Genomic DNA, 17,151 nt, shown 5'->3' on the forward strand with positions numbered 1-17,151 from the left:
CCTAGCGTCGCTCGTGTGATGGTCCGGGGACTCGTCGGCAGCGTGCTGGTCCTGCTGGGCGGGCTCGTCGTCGCGACCATCCCGCCGAGTGCCGCGGTCGCGGCCGTGGACACGCTCGCGCTGCTGCGTGGCACGGCCGTCGGTCGCATGGCCGGGCTGGTCGTCGTGCTGACCGGCCTCGGCCTGATCGCCTCGGCGTGGCTGCACCTGTGCCGCTCGTGCGCCCGGGCCGACGTCCGGGAGCAGCCGGCGCTGCTCGCCCGTGTCCGCACCGCCACGGCGGTGTGGACGCTGCCGCTGCTCCTCGCACCGCCGCTGTTCTCCCGCGACGGCTGGTCGTACGCCGCCCAGGGCACGCTCGCGCACCGCGGGATCTCGCCCTACGAGCACGGACCGTGGAGCCTGGTCGGGCCGCGCTCGGTCCCCGGCCCGATCGTCGAGGGAGTCGACGCGCGCTGGATGGCGACCCCGGCGCCCTATGGTCCGGTCCCGCTCATCGGCGGCGACCTCGCCGCCGGGCTCACCGCCGACCCCTGGCTGCTCGTCGTCGCGCACCGGATGATCGCGCTGGTCGGCCTCGTCCTGCTGGCGTGGGCGGTCCCGCGGCTGGCGCGCTGGTGTGGCACCAACCCGGCGCTGGCCTCCTGCCTCGTGCTCGCCTCGCCGCTGACGGTGGCCAACGGCGTGGCCGGGCTCCACAACGACCTGCTGATGGTCGGCCTGATGGCGGCGGCGCTGGTCGTGGCGCGCGAGCACGGGTGGGTGGCCGGGGCCGTCCTCGGCGGCCTCGCTGCCGGGGTGAAGCTGCCGGGCGGCCTGGCCTGCGTCGCTGTCGTGCTGGTGACGCTCCCGGCCGCGGCGTCGGTCGCCGTCCGGGTGCGCCACGCGGGGCGGGTGGCCGCCGTCGCCGTGGCCGCCCTGGTCCTCCCGGGCGTGGTGTGGGGGCTCGGCATCGGCTGGCTCGGCGCCCTGGCCGTCCCCGGCACCGTGAACACGCCGCTGTCCTTGCCCACGGTGGTCGGCGGCTGGCTGGACCTGGTCGCGCAGGCGTCGGGGGCCGGCACCCCCGACGGCACCTTCCTCGACCTCGTCCGGCTCGGCGCCCAGGTCGGCATCGTGGTCGTGGCGGGCTGGGTGCTGGTGGCCTCGCCCACCGGCGACGCCCGCCAGTCGGTGCGTGCGCTGGCGCTCGTGACGGCCGCGACCGTGGCGCTCAGCCCGGTGGTGCACCTCTGGTACTTCCTGTGGGCGGTGCCGTTCGTCGCGGTGCAGCGGCTCGACCGCGGTGCGATGGCCGCGCTGGTGGCGCTGTCGCTGGTCGCCGGGCTGGTGGCGCCGATGGACTCCTCGCTGCACGGCGCCTACCTCGCGATCGTGATCGGCTCCCTGGTCGTGGCGGCGGTCGCGGTGCTGCTGCTCGTCACCCGACGCGCGCGCGAGCGGCTGGCGGGCATCTCGACCGACGCATGGACATCGAGCATCGACGCCACGGTGGTCGACCAGGGGTAGCGCTCCGCGCGCCGCCGGGCGGCCGTGCGCCGCGCCGCGACGGGCCTGGCCACCACGTCGAGGACGGCGTCGGCGAGGGCGGCCGGCTCCGGCTCCGCCCACGCCCCGGACGCGGCGTCGACCAGCTCACGGGCGCCGCCGCGGTCGGCGGTCACCACCGGCGTGCCGGAGGCGAGCGCCTCGAGCACGGCCAGCCCGAAGGTCTCGCCGGGGCAGACGCTGAGCGCCACGTCGGCCTGGGCGAGCGCCCGGCTGAGCCGCGCGGGGGAGTCGACGTACCCGTGGAAGCGGACCGGTGCGGTGCCGGCGACGTCGACCAGCTCGTCGCGGTGCGGGCCGACGCCGTACACGTCCATGCGCAGCGGTACGCCGCGTCGGTGCAGCTCGACGGCGGTGGCGACCGCGAGGTGCGGGCTCTTCTCGCGCGAGAGCCGCCCGGCGTGCACCAGCCGCAGCCCGTCGGCCGGGCTGCGCCGGTGCGGGCGGAAGGTGGCGAGGTCGACCCCCAGCGGGACGCGCACCACCGGGCAGCCGACCGCGTCGGCGACCCCCTGGAACTCGTCGCGGGCGTACTCCGAGGTGACGACCACGGTGTCGACGTGGCGCACGAGCAGCCGGTTGAGCAGGCCTATAGAGACCTTGCTCGTGGCGTCGAGGCCGGTGCGCAGCGCGAGCATGTCACCGAGCCGCTCGTGGGAGAGGAGCACCGAGCCCACCCCGTTGCGCCGGGCCCAGCGCGCCACCGGCAGCAGGGTCAGCTTGTCGCTCAGCTCGACCGACGTGGGCTCCCACTGCTCGAGCACCTCGATGACCCGCCACGGCTCGACGATGAGCCGGTATCCGCCGCCGACGCGCGGGGCGCGCAGCTGGACCACGTCCCCGAGCGGCGTGGTCGTCCGCGCGTCCTCCGGGCCGGGTACGACGAGCAGGCGGCGGCACCCCGCCCCCGCGTAGCCCTCGCCCAGGGCGCGCAGCGCGGTGCGCATGCCCCCCGAGGCAGGTCCGACGAAGTTGGCCAGCTGGGCGATGCGCATGCGCGCACGGTGGCGCAGTGAGGTGAACGGGGTGCGACCACCCGCCGGACGTCAGCGGGCCGGGAGGATGCGTCCCGCCACCTCGCCGAGGGAGATCCGGCCGCCGCTGGTGCCGGGGGCGGTGAAGCGCAGCACCACCTCGTCGCCGTCCTCCAGGAAGGTGCGCTCGCGGCCTCCGACCGTGAACGGCTCCTGGCCGCCCCAGCTCAGCTCCAGCAGCGAGCCGCGCTGGTCGCGCTCGGGCCCGGAGATGGTGCCGGAGGCCCACAGGTCCCCGGTCCGCACGCTGGCGCCGTTGACAGTCGTGTGGGCGAGCATCTGGGCCGGCGACCAGTACATCGCGCGGTAGGGCGGGCGGGCGACGACCTCGCCGTCGAGCACCACCTCCACCTCGATGTCGAGCCCCGCCGGCCCCTCGACCGCGAGGTAGTCGAGGACCTCCGGGTCCTGGCCGGGCAGCTCGGTCCACGCCGCCCCCAGCGCGGCCAGGGGCGTCACCCAGGCGCTGATCGTGGTGGCGAACGACTTGCCGAGGAACGGACCGAGCGGGACGTACTCCCACGCCTGGATGTCGCGGGCCGACCAGTCGTTGAGGCCCACCACGCCGAACGTGTGCCGGGCGAAGTCGGCGGTCGGGACGCGGTCGCCGAGGGCGGTGGGCACGCCGACGACGAAGCCGAGCTCGGCCTCGATGTCGAGCCGCTGCGAGGGGCCGAAGGTGGGTGATTCGTCCGTCGACGCCTTCCGCTGCCCGCTGGGTCGTACGACGTCGGTGCCGGAGACGACGACGGTGCCGGAGCGGCCGTGGTAGCCGACGGGGAGGTGCTTCCAGTTGGGCAGGAGCGGCTCGGAGTCGGGACGGAAGATCCGCCCGACGTTGGACGCGTGGTGCTCGGAGGCGTAGAAGTCGACGTAGTCGCCGACGGTGAACGGCATCAGCATCCGCACCGAGTCGAGAGGCGACAGCGCCGGCTCGACGAGGTCGCGCTCGGTCTCGTCGGTGAGCAGCCCGGTGATCCAGGCGCGGGTCGACTCCCAGACGGCGGGGCCGGCGGCCATGAAGGGGTTGAGGGTCGGCTGGTCGAACAGCGCGTGCGTGTCGACCATGTCGGCGGCCGCCACGATGCTGAGGTCGAGCACCTGGTCGCCGATGCGCACGGCCACCCGCGGGTGCTCGCCGGATCTCGCGAAGACGCCGTAGGGGAGGTGGTCGACGTCGAACCCGGAGCCCGCGGCTCCCTCGACCCAGGTCGTCGCTGTCATCGCTTGTCCACCAATCCGAGTGAGATGAGGTCGTCCAGGGGTTCGGTCACCGAGCACGAGCCGAAGGAGGAGAACCAGCGCCGGGCCGTGGCCACGTCGGTGCCGGTCAGCGCGCTGCCGTCGCGCTGCTCGAGGAGACCGACGGCGTCGGCGGTCGAGCCGCCCTCCCAGAGCGCCGCGGTCGCGGCGAGCACGTTGAGGAAGCCGTGCGCGCCCCCGCCCTCCGGCTCGTGGCGTACGGCGCGGTGCAGGCCGGCGGTGGCCTTGAACCGGACCTCCCGGTCGAGCGCCGCGTCGATCCAGCCGGCGACCGTGGCGGCGTCGGGCACCAGGTCGTGGTCGACGTGGCCGAGCCGCAGCTTGAGCCGGTGGTCGCACGCGGCCACCTCGTCGGCGGCGGCCAGCCAGGCGGCCGTCGCCGGCCCGGGCACCTCGACGAACAGCGGCACGTCGACCTCCGCGGCGCGGGCCGCGGCGTCGAGGCGGCGTACGTTGCCGACGGGGTCGTCGGCGTCGCGCACGGCGACCTCGAGGCCGGCCAGCGACAGGCCCCTGCGCGCGGCCAGTGCCGCCACGCCCTCGATCGCCCCGGCGCCGCTGGTCAGCACCACCGACACGGGCACGCCGGCCGGCACCGACCCGAGGTCGGTGTCGCGGACCACGAACGACCCGACGAGTCCCGCCCACCACTCGGCCCGGTGGGCGTCGTAGGCGTGCAGCGCCTCGCGGAGGTCGGCGTCGCCGGGCGGGAAGATCGCGGCGTCGTCCACGAGGGCGCGCCAGGCCTCGGGGAAGTCGTCCGCACGGTCGTGCTCGGGGGGTGGAGGAGTGGTGGACACGCGACTACTCTAACCACCAGATAGCGGACGTCAGTGTCCGATAATCGGACGATTGGAGCGGACCGATGGCGCACTACCGAGCACTCGGCCGGCTGCCGCGGCAGCGCCACACGCAGATGCGCGACGACCAGGGCCACCTGTTCCGCGAGGAGCTGATGGGCGAGGAGGGCTTCTCCTCCGACTCCTCGCTCCTCTACCGCCGCGGGGTGCCGAGCGCGATCACCGACAGCCAGGTCTGGGAGCTGCCCGACCAGTCGCGCACGCCCAACCACCCGCTCAAGCCGCGCCACCTCAGGCTGCACGACCTGCAGACCGGCACGTGCCCCGTCGAGGGCCGCCGGATGGTGCTCGGCAACAACGACGTCCGGATCGCGTACGTCGTCACCGGCACCGACCCCTCGCCGCTCTACCGCAACGCGATCGGTGACGAGTGCGTCTACGTCGAGTCCGGCAGCGGCGTCGTCGAGACCGTCTTCGGCACCATCGCCTACCGCGCCGGCGACTACGTCGTCGTGCCGCGCGCCACCGACCACCGCTGGGTGCCCGCCGAGGCGTCGCGCCTCTACGCGGTCGAGGCCAACTCCCACATCCACCCGCCCAAGCGGTACCTGTCGCGCTTCGGGCAGTTCCTGGAGCACGCGCCCTACTGCGAGCGCGACCTCCACGGGCCCGAGGAGACGCTCCAGGTCGAGGGCACCGACGTCGAGGTGCTGGTCAAGCACCGGACCAGCGCCGGCATCGTCGGCACCCGGCTCACCTATGCCACGCACCCGTTCGACGTCGTCGGCTGGGACGGCTGCCTCTACCCCTACACGTTCAACGTCGAGGACTTCATGCCGATCACCGGCAAGGTCCACCAGCCGCCGCCGGTGCACCAGGTCTTCGAGGGCTGGAACTTCGTCATCTGCAACTTCCTGCCCCGCAAGGTCGACTACCACGACCTCGCCATCCCGGTGCCGTACTACCACTCCAACGTGGACTCCGACGAGGTCATGTTCTACGTCGGCGGTGACTACGAGGCGCGCAAGGGCTCGGGCATCAACCTCGGTTCGATCAGCCTGCACCCGGGAGGCCACGCCCACGGCCCGCAGCCGAGCGCGATCGAGGCCAGCCTCGGCGTGCAGTACTTCGACGAGTCCGCGGTCATGGTCGACACCTTCGCCCCGCTCGAGCTCGGCGAGGGCGGGCTCGCGGTCGAGGACCCGGCCTACGCCTGGACCTGGGCGGGACGCGGCCCGGACGCCTCCGGCGAGGACAGCGGCCCGGCGGTCTACAGCAACTCCTGACCGTCCCCGCGGGCGGTCCCGCCCCTTCGGGTGGTCACTAGCGTCGGTGGCATGACGACCACCGACCGTCCCTGCGTGTTCCTCCTCTTCGGCGCACGCGGGGACCTGGCGGCGCGCAAGCTGTTCCCGGGGCTCTACCGGCTCGCCGCCGCCGGCCGGCTCCCGACGTCGTACGCCGTGATCGGCAGCGGCCGGCACTCGCCCGGCTCCGACGACGACTTCCGCTCGGAGGTGCTCGACGGGCTGCGCGAGAGCGTCGACGACCTCGACGACGCCGTCGCCCGCGACCTGCTGGACCGCCTGTCGTTCGTGACCTCCGACGCCGACGACGGCGCGGACCTCGCGGCGCGGGTGCGCGAGGTGGAGGGGGAGCTCGGCGACGACGTGCTGCGCCTGGTCTACCTCTCCGTGCCGCCGACGGCGATGTCCGGGATGGTCGCGATGCTGGGCCGCGAACGGCTCGCCGAGGGCGCCCGGCTGGTGGTCGAAAAGCCCTTCGGCCTCGACCTCGCGTCCTCCGCCGAGCTCGACCGCGACGTGCACGCGGTCTTCGAAGAGGACCAGGTCTTCCGCATCGACCACTTCCTCGGCAAGGAGGCGGTGCAGAACCTCCTCGCCCTCCGCTTCGCCAACGCCCTCTTCGAGCCGGCGTGGGACCGCCGGAGCATCGTCTCGGTGCAGGTCGACGTCCCCGAGACCCTCGCCATGGAGGGCCGTGGCTCGTTCTACGAGTCGACCGGTGCGCTGCGCGACATGGTCTCCACCCACCTCTTCCAGATCCTCGGCGCCGTCGCGCTCGAGGACCCGGGGGAGTGGACGGCACAGGCGGTGCGCCGGGCGCGCGCCGCGGTCTTCGACGACGTACGCCCGCTCGACCCCTCCCGGGTCGTCCTCGGCCAGTACGACGGCTACCGCGACGAGGACGACGTCGACGAGGAGTCGGACGTCGAGACCTTCGTCGCCCTCGAGGCGTGGGTCGACAACGAGCGCTGGCGCGGCGTCCCCTTCCACCTGCGCACCGGCAAGGCCATGGCCGAGACCCGGCGCACCGTGACCCTGCGGTTCCGCGAGCCCGACTCGACGGTGTTCGGCACGGCCCTGGCGCCCGACGAGCTGGTCCTCGAGCTCACCGACGAGGCGCGCGTACAGGTCGACCTGCTCGGCAAGCGGCCCGGCCCGGAGATGGACCTCGCGCCCGCCACGATGCGCCTCGACCTCGGCGAGGAGCTCCCCGACGACGAGCCGCTCGAGGCCTACGAGCGGCTGCTGCTCGACGTCCTCGACGGCGACCACACGCTGTTCGCCCACGCTGACGAGGTGCGACGGCTGTGGGAGGTCTGCCAGCCCGTCCTCGACGACCGCCCCGACCCCGAGCCGTACGACCAGGGCTCGTGGGGCCCGCCGTCCGCGCTCCGGCTCGTCGACGGCGGGTGGCGGCTCGGACGGGACGGGCGGTGACCGCGCCGCGGCCCGACGTGCTGGCGATCGCCGACCACGGTCTCGTGGGCGACCTCCGCACCGCCGCCCTCGTGGGCACCGACGGCACCATCGACTGGTTCTGCCCGGGACGCTTCGACGCGCCCAGCGTCTTCGCAGCGATCCTCGACCCGGACGCCGGCTCGTGGCGGATCGGGCCTGACGACCCCGACGCGCGCAGCCAGCAGTACTACCACCCGGAGACCAACATCCTGGTCACCCGCTTCATGACCGAGGGGGGCGTGGTCGAGGTGCAGGACTTCATGCCGGTGCTCCGCGCGCACGACCCCGACCACCGGCAGCGGCTGGTGCGTCGCGTCGTCGGGCTGCGCGGCCGCGTCGACCTCACCATGACCATGGCGCCGCGCCCCGACTACGGGCTCACGGAGCCCGACCTCACCCGCGAGGACGACGTGGTCCGGTTCGCGGACGGCGACGTGCACCTCGCGCTCTCGAGCACGGTCCCCCTGGACGTGGACGACCGATCGGCGAGCGCCGCCGTCTCGCTGGCCACCGGCGAGACCGCGCTGTTCGTGCTCGAGGTCCTCGACCCCGGCGAGGACGCGCGCGGGTGCACCGGCGACGACGTCGACGAGCTCTTCGACGCCACCGCGGCGTTCTGGCGGTCGTGGCTGTCGCAGAGCACCTACACCGGGCGCTGGCGGGAGTGGGTGGACCGGTCCGCGCTCACCCTCAAGCTGCTGTGCCACGAGCCCAGCGGCGGGATCGTGGCGTCGGTGACGACGAGCCTCCCCGAGAGCATCGGCGGCTCGCGCAACTGGGACTACCGCTACGTCTGGGTGCGCGACGCGGCGTTCTGCGTCTACGCCCTCCTGCGGCTCGGGTTCACCGACGAGGCGGCCGAGTTCGTGCGGTTCCTGTCCGAACGCCTCGGCGAGGCGGCCGAGCAGGTGTCCGACGACGAGCTCGAGCGGCTGGGGCCGTTGCGGGTCCCCTACGACCTCGACGGCCGGATCCCCCACGAGCGCGAGCTCGACCACCTCGCCGGGCACCGGGGCTCCCGGCCGGTGCGCGTCGGCAACGGGGCCGTGGACCAGCTGCAGCTGGACGTCTACGGCGAGCTGATCGACTCGGTGTACCTCTTCGACAAGCACGGCCGCGGGATCAGCCACGACGCGTGGAGCGACCTGCGCCGCGTCGTGTCGTGGCTGATGGAGAACTGGGAGCGGCCCGACGCCGGGATGTGGGAGATCCGCGACGAGCCCCGCACCCACACCACCTCGCTGGTCATGGGCTGGGTCGCGGTGGAGCGGATGATGCGCATCGCACGACGACGCGGCCTGCCCGGCGACCTCACCGAGCTGGCCGCCGTCCGCGACGCGATCTACGACCGGGTGATGACCGACTGCTGGAACGAGGACCTGCAGGCCTTCACCGCCTTCCCCGGGAGCGACGTCCTGGACGCGGGCACGCTGCTGATGCCGATGGTCAAGATGGTCGCGCCCGACGACCCCCGCTTCCTCTCGACCCTGGCCCTGGTCGAGGAGCGCCTGGTGTCCGACAGCCTGGTGCTGCGCTACGACCCGCGCCGCTTCGCCGACGGAGTGTCGGCCGACGACGACGGCACCCCCGCGGACGAGGGCACCTTCTCGCTCTGCTCGTTCTGGTACGTCGAGGCACTCACCCGCGCCGGCAGGCTCGACGACGCCCGCGTCGCGCTCGAGAAGATGTTCACCTACGCCAACCACCTCGGGCAGTACGCCGAGCAGGTGGGGCTCAACGGCGAGCAGCTCGGCAACTTCCCCCAGGGGTTCACGCACCTGAGCCTGGTCAGTGCCGTGATCAACCTGGACCGTAGCCTCCACGCATGACCGGAGCCGCCCGCGGCGCCACGACCCCGCGGGCCGTCGCGCTGATCCCCCTCGTCCTGGCCATGCTCTCGATGATCGGCCCGTTCAGCATCGACACGCCCTTCCCGGCGTTCTCGCAGATGGGCGACGCGCTGGACGCCTCGGCGGGCGAGCTGCAGCTCGTCGTGACCGCGTACCTGCTCTCCTTCGCGGCGATGAGCGTGTTCCACGGTCCGCTGTCCGACGCGGTCGGGCGCCGCCCCGTCATCGTCGGCTCGCTGCTGGCGTACGCCGTCGCGTCCGTGGCCTGCGCGTTCGCGCCGAGCCTCGAGTGGCTGCTCGCCGGGCGCGTCGTGCAGGGCCTTGCCGCCGGCGGGTCGACGATCGTCAGCCGGACGATCATCCGCGACCTCTTCGACGGTCCCGAGGCGCAGCGGATGATGAGCCAGGTCTCGGTGATCTTCGGGCTGGCGCCCGCGATCGCACCGGTCGTCGGCGGGCTGCTCGTGCAGGTCGGCCCCTGGGAGACGGTCTTCTGGTTCATGGCCGCGCTCGCGCTGCTCCTCGTCGGCCTGTCCGTCGCGCTGCTGCCGGAGAGCCACCCGCCGGAGCGACGCGTGCCGCTGCGGGTCGGCGAGATCGTGCGCGGCCTCGCCGAGGTCGTCCGGGTCCCGGCGTTCCACCGCATGGCCTGGGCCGGCACGCTCGTCTTCGGCGCGCAGTTCCTCTACATCGGCGGCGCGGCCATCTTCGTCGTCGACCTGCTCGGCGAGGGCGAGCTGGACTTCTGGAAGCTGTTCTTGCCGATGATCGGCGCGATGGTGGTGGGCTCGGTCCTCAGCGGTCGGCTCGGTCGGCTCTTCACCAGCTCCCGGCTGGTGTCGGTCGGCTACGCCGTCAGCGCGGTCGGTGCCCTCCTCGGCATCGTCGTGGCGCTCACGCCGGCGGGCGAGGTGCTGCCGTGGGCGGCGCTCGGCATCTCGTTCGTCGCCTTCGGCAACGGCCTGGCCTACCCCAACATCCAGCTGCTGATGCTCGACCTCGTGCCGAGCCGACGGGGCGCGGTGATGTCCGCGGCGTCGTTCGTCACCCTGGCGTTCAACGCCGTCAGCGCGGCCCTGCTGGCTCCCTACGCCGGTCGCTCGGTGCTCGGCTTCGCCGTCGCGGCCGCCGTGTGCGTGGTCCTCGGCTGGGGCTTCTGGCGCTGGCACCAGCACGCCCAGCGACGGGCTGTCGCGGCCTGATGAGCGGAACTCAGGACGTCCAGGCCGCCCAGAGGCCGGCGTACTCCCCGTCGAGCTCGAGCAGCTCGTCGTGGCTGCCGAGCTCGACGATCCGGCCGTCGATCACGACCGCGATGCGGTCGGCGTCGTGGGCGGTGTGCAGCCGGTGGGCGATCGCGACGACCGTGCGACCCTCGAGGAGGCTGTTCATCGACCCCTCGAGCGTGCGGGCGGTGCGCGGGTCGATGAGCGACGTCGCCTCGTCGAGGACCAGCGTGTGCGGGTCGGCGATGATCAGCCGCGCCAGTGCGACCTGCTGGGCCTGTGCCGGCGTCAGGGCCTGGCGGCCCGACCCGATCACGGTGTCGAGCCCCTCCGGCAGCCGCTCCACCCAGGCCCACGCGCCGACGGCGCGCAGGGCCGAGCGGACCGCGTCGTCGGAGGAGTCCTCGCGCGCCAGCACGACGTTGTCCCGCACCGTGCCGATGAAGACGTGGTGCTCCTGGGTCACGAGCGCGACCTCGGTCCGCAGCACCTCCAGCGGCAGGTCGACGAGGTCGACGCCACCGACGCGCGCCGTGCCGGTGCGGGGCCGGTTGATGCCCGAGAGCAGTCGGCCGAGCGTCGACTTGCCGGACCCGCTCGGCCCGACGACCGCGAGTCGCTCGCCCGTGCGCAGGCGCAGGTCGACGCCGTGCAGCACGTCGTGGCCCTCGCGGTAGGCGAAGCGGAGGTCCTCGCCGACCAGCTCGACCCCGTCGGGAAGCCGGTCGCCCGCCTCGCGGTCCGGCGGCACCTCGGCGATGCCGAGCAGCCGGCTCGTCGACGCGGCACCCACCTGCAAGCGGTCCACCTCGCCGATGACGGCGTCGAGCGGCTCGGACAGCGCGACGACGTACAGCATCGCGGCGGTGATCTGGCCGAGGTCGACCCAGCCGCGGCTGTAGCCGTAGGCGCCCACCACCAAGGTGACGACCTGCGGCACCTGGAAGGCGCCGTTGAGGGCGGCGAAGAGCACGTTGCGCAACGTCATGCCGTAGCGCTCGGCCTGCGCGGAGACCTCGATGTCGTCCTGCCCCGCGCGGACCCGGCGCCCCGACAGGCCGAGGGCCTCGACGGTGCGCGCCCCCTCGACGGTCTCGGTGAGGGTGGTGTTGATGCGGGAGTACGTCGCCCCCTCGGTGATGTATGCCTTGGGCGCACGCCGCAGGTAGGTCCGCACGGCGGGGGCGCAGAGCGCGAAGACGACGAGCGCCGGGACGGCGAGGACGACGGAGTTCAGCAGCATCGCGACGACCGACAGGACGACCGTCAGCAGCGAGATCAGCAGCCGGGGGACGCCCCACTGCACCGACCGGGCCATGGTGCCGACGTCCCGGGTGACGCGGGTGACGAGGTCGCCGGTGCTGGCTCCCTCGACCCGCCCGATCGGCAGCCGCAGGATGGTGCCGACGACGTACTCGCGGGCCGAGGCCAGGAGGTCCTGGCCGAAGTGCGTGGACGTGCGCTGGGCGCCGAAGGTGAACAGCGCCTGCAGCGCCACCACGCCGACCACGGTGAGGGCCAGCCGGTCCAGGCCCTCGACCGCCGCGCCCTGGGACTCGACCCGGTTCACGAGCTCGCCCAGCAGCCGCGGCACGACGAGCGCGGATCCCGCCGCGAGCGCGTTGAGCAGCACCAGCAGCGCGAAGGCGCGCTTGCGACGCCGCACCAGGTCGCCGAAGAACTCCAGCACCGCCCGGTTGCCCGAGACCGGCCACCCGCGCACCGGGTTGCGCGAGGCAGCGTAGACGTCCTCCGCGCGCTGTCGGCGCAGCTCGTGGCGCTGCCAGAGCGCCCGGCTGCGCTCGCGCGCGCCGCCGTGCTCGGGCGGGCGCAGCTCGTCGGGGACCGCCGGCTGGTCGTGCGTGCGGTCACGCCACGTGTCGGCCGAGGTGGCGAGGAGGTCGGTGCTCGTCGGGGTGGTCACCGGACCGCCTCCTCGTCGTCGAGCGCGCGGGCGACCACGCGCCGGTAGTCGTCGTCGCCGGCCAGCAGGTCGGCGTGCCTGCCCTCGGCGACGACGGTGCCGTCGTGCAGGAGCACGACGTGGTCGGCGTGGTGCAGCCACAGCGGCGAGACGGTGGTGACCACCGTGGTGCGACCGCGGCGGGCGTCGGCGACCCGCTCGGCGATCCGGGCCTCGGTGTGGGCGTCGACGGCCGACGTCGGCTCCACGAGCACCAGCACCGGGGCGTCGGCGGCGATCGCCCGCGCGAGGACGACGCGCTGGCGCTGGCCACCGGACAGCCCGCGGCCGCGCTCGTCGAGCTGGCCCTGCCAGCCCTCCGGGAGGGCGTCGTAGACGTCCTCGGCGCTGGCCACCCGCAGGGCGTGCTCGGCCTGCTCGCGGGTCAGCCGGCCGTGCGGGTCGACGGCGTCCTGGAGCGTCCCGGCGAAGACCTGGCTGCCGGTGTCGCTGACCAGCACCTGGCGGCGTACGTCGGCGAGCTCGGCGCGGGCGAGGTCCACCCCGCCCAGGGTGACGCCCCACTCCCGACGGGCGCGCTCCTCGTCCTGCGCGGCGATCCGGGCGCGCTCCTGCGCGCGGGCCGCGCGGGCACGTCTCGCGGCGCGGCCCCTGGCGTCGTCCTCCTCGACGGCGGCGACCGGCTCGGTGTCGGCCGGCAGGTAGCGGCCGAGCCGGTCGGCCAGCGCCGCGCTCTGCTCGGGCACCGCGCTCACCACGACGGTGAGCAGCCCCGGGGTCACCGTCAGCCCGCTCGCGGCGTCGTGCAGCGCGGCCGTGCCGTCGAGCGCCACCGGGTCGGCGGGGTCGCGCCACGGAGGACGCTGCTCGAAGATCGCGATCGCCTTGCGGGCGCTCACCAGCGAGCGGACGCCCTTCTGGGCGAGCTCGAAGAAGGTCCGGATCGGGCCGACCATGAACAGGCCGTAGCCCAGGAAGGTGACGAGCTGGCCGACGGTGAGGTCGCCCGCCTGCACCTCGCGGGTGCCCAGCCAGACCAGGGCGACGAGGAAGAGGCCCGACAGCAGCACGCCGACGGCCTCGACCACCGCCTGCCAGATGCCCGCGGCGACGCCGGCGTCCCGGGCGGACCGGGACTGGCGGTCGTAGTTGGCGCCGAAGGTCTGCTCACCGCCGATGCCGCGCAGGATCCGGAGCCCGGCGACGATGTCCGTGGCGAGCGAGGTGAGGTCGGAGGTCCGGGACCGCTCGACCTGCTGGCGGCGGTGGAGCGGGCGCAGCAGCGGCAGCGCGGCACCCACCAGCACGGGCGCGGCGACCAGCGTGAGCAGGCCGAGCTGCCACGACATCGTGAGCACGATGAAGGCCACGGTGAGGTACGACGCCAGCTGGCCCGCCGCGCGCGCCACGATCTCGGTCAGCGCGCCGAACTCGTCGGAGTCGCTCGACGCGACGCTGAGCACCTCGCCGGTGGGGGAGCGGCGCGGGAGCACGTGCCCCATCTGCGCCACCTTGCGGGTGACCATCTCGAGGGTCCCGTAGAGGCCGACCAGCCAGCTGCGGACCACCAGCGTGTGGGACACGATGCCGAACACCGACCCGACCACGACGACGGCGAGCAGCAGCGCCGCCCAGCCGGCGAGCGCCGTCGTCGAGCCGCCGACGATGCCCTGGTCCACCGCCCGTCCGAAGATCCACGGTCCGAGCGTCATCGGCAGGAACCACAGTGCGTAGCACAGCGAGGAGAGGGCGATCAGCGCCTTCTGCTGGCCGAGGACCCAGCGGAGGAACGCCGCGGGTGACCGGGTGTCGGGGTCCGGGGTGGGGGCGTCGTCCGTGCCGGTGAAGAACGTCGCGATCCGGGGAGGGAAGTCCTGCATGTCGTGGATGACCCTAGGCGCCGGACCCACGTCGGCTCGACGCAATATCCGGCTGCCCGTGCGGTCTCCGCTCAGGCCGCGCCGTACGTCGGGTAGTCGGTGTATCCGGACTGGTCCCCGCCGTAGAAGGTCTCCGGCTGGGGCACGTTCAGCGGCAGCCCGTCGGCGAGGCGGCGCGGCAGGTCCGGGTTGGCGATGAAAGAGCGGCCGAAGGCCGCGGCGTCGACCAGCCCGGCCCGGAGCAGCCGCTCGGCCTTCTCGCGGTCGTAGTTGCCCGCCCCGACGATCGGTCCGGGGTGCGCCTCGCGGAGCGCACGCCGGTAGTCCTCGTCCAGCACCGGGCCGCCGGCCCAGTCGGGCTCGGAGAGGTGCAGGAACGCCAGGCCGCGCGCCCCGAGCTCGCGGGCGACGTACAACCCGGCCTCGGCGCCATCGGGGTCGGTCGTGCCGTTGAACGAGCCGACCGGCGAGATCCGCACCGCGACCCGGTCCGCCGACCAGGCGCCGATGACGGCGTCGGTCACCTCGAGCATCAGGCGGGCGCGGTTGGCGAGCGAGCCGCCGTACTCGTCCGTGCGCTGGTTGCTGTCGGCGGCGAGGAACTGGTGGAGCAGGTAGCCGTGGGCGCCGTGGATCTCGACGAGGTCGAACCCGGCCTCGCGGGCGTTCACGGTCGCGCGGCGGAAGTCCTCGAGCAGCCGGGGGATCTCGTCGAGCCCCAGCGCCCGCGGGGTCGGGCAGGCCACCCGGGTCGGGCGGCCGTCCTCCCCGCGCACGGTCGTGCGGTTGCGGTAGGGGAGCGCGCTCGCCGACACCGGCAGCGCGCCGTCCTGCAGCGACTCGTGCGAGACGCGGCCGACGTGCCACAGCTGGGCCGCGATCAGCCCGCCCGCCTCGTGGACGGCGTCGGTGATCCGCCGCCACCCCGCGACCTGCTCGTCGCTGTGGATGCCCGGGGTGTCCATGTAGCCCTTGCCCTCCGGGCTGACCTGCGTGCCCTCGGAGATCAGCAGTCCCGCACCGGCCCGCTGCACGTAGTACTCGCGCATCAGGTCGTTGGGCACGTCACCGGGGGCCGTGGCGCGCATCCGGGTGAGCGGCGCCATGAGGACGCGGTTGCGGGCGCGCACCGCGCCGAGGGTCAGGGGCTCGAAGAGGGAGGGCACGAGGGCTCCCAACCGGGGTCGCGCACCGGCTATTCCACCGTTCGTGCCCGGTGGGACGCAGGTCACGGCGGCCGGGCTGCGACCAAAGTCGGGGTTGCCCGGACTCTCCCCCACGGATTGCCGAGGCCGGGTACCGTGGCGGTCGATGACGGACGTCGAGGTGCTCACTCCGCGCGAGGTCCCGCTGGGCGGTCCCCGGGCGATGCGCGTACGACGCACGCTCCCGCAGCGCCACCGCTCGCTGATCGGCGCGTGGTGCTTCGTCGACCACTACGGCCCCGACGAGGTCGACGAGACCGGCGGCATGGTCCTCCCCGCCCACCCGCACACCGGCCTGCAGACCGCGAGCTGGCTCTTCGACGGCGAGCTCGAGCACCGCGACTCGGTCGGCAGCCTCGCCACCGTCCGGCCGGGTGAGCTCAACCTGATGACCGCCGGCCGGGGGATCAGCCACACGGAGGTCTCCACCCCCGGCACGTCCGTGCTGCACGGCGCACAGCTGTGGATCGCGCTCCCCGACGAGAGCCGCCACGTCGAGCCGCGCTTCGAGCACTTCGTCCCCGAGCCGGTGCGCGGCCCCGGCTGGGAGGCCCGCGTCTTCATCGGCTCGCTCCTCGGCGCCTCCTCGCCCGTCGTCACCCACACGCCGCTCCTCGGGGCCGAGCTCATGCTCGCCCCGGGCCGGACGCTCGAGGTCGACGTCGACGAGACGTTCGAGCACGGTGTGCTGCTCGACGTGGGCGCGATCGACGTCGACGGCCAGGAGCTCGCCCCGAGCGACCTCTGCCACGTCCCCGACGGTCGCTCCACGATCACCGTCACCGCCCACGAGGAGGCGCGGCTGCTCCTCCTCGGCGGCCCGCCCTTCGGCGAGCCCATCGTGATGTGGTGGAACTTCATCGGCCGCAGCCACGACGAGATCGCCGGCTACCGCCAGGAGTGGCAGGAGCAGATCGCCGCCGGCGGCGGCGACGTCGTCGCCGACGGGCGCGAGGTCGCGGTCGGGCGCTTCGGCGTGGTCGACCTCGAGCTGCAGCCGATCCCGGCGCCGGCGCTGCCCAACGTCCGCCTCAAGCTCAGGCACTGACCGCGTGGGGACACCCGCGGTCGTCGGTGACGACGGCGTCGCCCGCTGCCCGTGGGGCGCCGGCGACCCGGTCAGCCGGGCCTACCACGACACGGAGTGGGGGATGCGCGTCTCGGGCGAGGCGGCGCACCTCGAGCGGCTGACGCTCGAGGCGTTCCAGTCGGGGCTCTCGTGGCTGACGATCCTCAACAAGCGCCCGGCCTTCCGCGCCGCCTTCGCCGGCTTCGACGCCGACGTCGTCGCGGCCTACGGACCGGCCGACGTCGAGCGGCTGATGGCCGACGCGGGCATCGTGCGCAACCTGCGCAAGGTCGAGGCGGCCATCACCAACGCCCGCGCCACCGTCGCGCTGCGCGAGCAGGGCGGCCTCGAGGCCTTCCTCTGGTCGTTCCGCCCCGAGCCCGGTCCGGCCCCCGTCACCACGGCGGACGTGCCCACCACCTCCCCGGAGTCGGTGGCGATGTCCAAGGCGCTGAAGAAGGCCGGCTTCGCCCACGTCGGGCCCACCACGATGTACGCCCTGATGGAGGCCATCGGCCTCGTCGACGACCACCTCGCCGGCTGCCACCGCCGCGGCTGCGCGGGCTGACGCCGGCAGGGTCGGCGTA

The 17,151-nt window shown here is 73.9% G+C and carries 12 protein-coding genes and 1 pseudogene; 7 read left to right on the forward strand and 6 right to left on the reverse strand.

Annotation, left to right across the window (positions count from 1 at the left end; all coding sequences use genetic code 11):
* Window positions 1–18 precede the first annotated feature (18 nt).
* Window positions 19–1,509 (forward strand): polyprenol phosphomannose-dependent alpha 1,6 mannosyltransferase MptB, encoded by a 1,491-nt coding sequence (mptB, locus tag Q9S36_RS25940; protein WP_311287804.1) that lies wholly within the window; start codon window positions 19–21, stop codon window positions 1,507–1,509.
* Between the two features lie 35 nt (window positions 1,510–1,544).
* Here mptB and Q9S36_RS25945 read toward each other — a convergent pair.
* The 3 genes and pseudogenes from Q9S36_RS25945 to Q9S36_RS25955 form a co-directional block, all read right to left on the reverse strand.
* Window positions 1,545–2,543, reverse strand: a pseudogene (locus Q9S36_RS25945) (glycosyltransferase); the annotation flags it as partial.
* 51 nt (window positions 2,544–2,594) lie between these two features.
* Window positions 2,595–3,806, reverse strand: a complete 1,212-nt coding sequence (gene fahA / locus Q9S36_RS25950) for a fumarylacetoacetase (RefSeq protein WP_311287721.1) — start codon at window positions 3,804–3,806, stop codon at window positions 2,595–2,597.
* Window positions 3,803–4,645 (reverse strand): hypothetical protein, encoded by an 843-nt coding sequence (locus Q9S36_RS25955; RefSeq protein ID WP_311287722.1) that lies wholly within the window; start codon window positions 4,643–4,645, stop codon window positions 3,803–3,805. The genes fahA and Q9S36_RS25955 overlap by 4 nt, the downstream gene beginning before the upstream one ends.
* A gap of 65 nt (window positions 4,646–4,710) precedes the next feature.
* Between Q9S36_RS25955 and Q9S36_RS25960 the strand changes: the two genes are divergently transcribed.
* Genes Q9S36_RS25960 through Q9S36_RS25975 form a run of 4 tightly spaced genes read left to right on the forward strand, consistent with a single transcriptional unit; the run spans window position 4,711 to window position 10,462 of the window.
* Window positions 4,711–5,931 carry a homogentisate 1,2-dioxygenase domain-containing protein gene (locus tag Q9S36_RS25960; protein WP_311287723.1) on the forward strand — a complete coding sequence of 407 codons (1,221 nt, stop codon included), beginning with the start codon at window positions 4,711–4,713 and terminating at the stop codon, window positions 5,929–5,931.
* Window positions 5,932–5,982: 51 nt separating this feature from the next.
* Window positions 5,983–7,389, forward strand: a complete 1,407-nt coding sequence (zwf, locus tag Q9S36_RS25965; RefSeq protein ID WP_311287724.1) for a glucose-6-phosphate dehydrogenase — start codon at window positions 5,983–5,985, stop codon at window positions 7,387–7,389.
* Window positions 7,386–9,239: a glycoside hydrolase family 15 protein gene (locus Q9S36_RS25970; protein ID WP_311287725.1), complete on the forward strand. Its 1,854-nt coding sequence runs from the start codon at window positions 7,386–7,388 to the stop codon at window positions 9,237–9,239. The genes zwf and Q9S36_RS25970 overlap by 4 nt, the downstream gene beginning before the upstream one ends.
* Window positions 9,236–10,462: a multidrug effflux MFS transporter gene (locus tag Q9S36_RS25975; RefSeq protein ID WP_311287726.1), complete on the forward strand. Its 1,227-nt coding sequence runs from the start codon at window positions 9,236–9,238 to the stop codon at window positions 10,460–10,462. The genes Q9S36_RS25970 and Q9S36_RS25975 overlap by 4 nt, the downstream gene beginning before the upstream one ends.
* 10 nt (window positions 10,463–10,472) lie before the next feature.
* Here Q9S36_RS25975 and Q9S36_RS25980 read toward each other — a convergent pair whose 3' ends face one another.
* The 3 genes from Q9S36_RS25980 to nemA form a co-directional block, all read right to left on the reverse strand.
* Complete coding sequence (locus Q9S36_RS25980; RefSeq protein WP_311287727.1) at window positions 10,473–12,410, reverse strand: ABC transporter ATP-binding protein; 1,938 nt, start codon at window positions 12,408–12,410, stop codon at window positions 10,473–10,475.
* On the reverse strand, window positions 12,407–14,290 hold the full coding sequence (locus Q9S36_RS25985) for an ABC transporter ATP-binding protein (RefSeq protein ID WP_311287728.1): 1,884 nt from the start codon (window positions 14,288–14,290) through the stop codon (window positions 12,407–12,409). The genes Q9S36_RS25980 and Q9S36_RS25985 overlap by 4 nt, the downstream gene beginning before the upstream one ends.
* A 71-nt stretch (window positions 14,291–14,361) precedes the next feature.
* On the reverse strand, window positions 14,362–15,456 hold the full coding sequence (nemA, locus tag Q9S36_RS25990; protein WP_311287729.1) for an N-ethylmaleimide reductase: 1,095 nt from the start codon (window positions 15,454–15,456) through the stop codon (window positions 14,362–14,364).
* Window positions 15,457–15,601: 145 nt separating this feature from the next.
* Between nemA and Q9S36_RS25995 the strand changes: the two genes are divergently transcribed.
* Together Q9S36_RS25995 and Q9S36_RS26000 are read left to right on the forward strand one after the other, a co-directional pair.
* Complete coding sequence (locus Q9S36_RS25995) at window positions 15,602–16,543, forward strand: pirin family protein (protein ID WP_311287730.1); 942 nt, start codon at window positions 15,602–15,604, stop codon at window positions 16,541–16,543.
* Between the two features lie 4 nt (window positions 16,544–16,547).
* Window positions 16,548–17,132 (forward strand): DNA-3-methyladenine glycosylase I, encoded by a 585-nt coding sequence (locus Q9S36_RS26000; RefSeq protein WP_311287731.1) that lies wholly within the window; start codon window positions 16,548–16,550, stop codon window positions 17,130–17,132.
* The last annotated feature ends 19 nt before the right edge of the window (window positions 17,133–17,151 follow it).

It is taken from the genome of Microbacterium sp. ARD31 (assembly GCF_031844425.1).

Coding starts and splice junctions, on each gene's coding strand:
- mptB (WP_311287804.1), top strand. CDS start 19: ATGGTCCGGGGACTCGTCGGCAGCGTGCTGGTCCTGCTGGGCGGGCTC.
- fahA (WP_311287721.1), bottom strand. CDS start 3,806: ATGACAGCGACGACCTGGGTCGAGGGAGCCGCGGGCTCCGGGTTCGAC.
- Q9S36_RS25960 (WP_311287723.1), top strand. CDS start 4,711: ATGGCGCACTACCGAGCACTCGGCCGGCTGCCGCGGCAGCGCCACACG.
- zwf (WP_311287724.1), top strand. CDS start 5,983: ATGACGACCACCGACCGTCCCTGCGTGTTCCTCCTCTTCGGCGCACGC.
- Q9S36_RS25975 (WP_311287726.1), top strand. CDS start 9,236: ATGACCGGAGCCGCCCGCGGCGCCACGACCCCGCGGGCCGTCGCGCTG.
- Q9S36_RS25985 (WP_311287728.1), bottom strand. CDS start 14,290: ATGCAGGACTTCCCTCCCCGGATCGCGACGTTCTTCACCGGCACGGAC.
- Q9S36_RS25995 (WP_311287730.1), top strand. CDS start 15,602: ATGACGGACGTCGAGGTGCTCACTCCGCGCGAGGTCCCGCTGGGCGGT.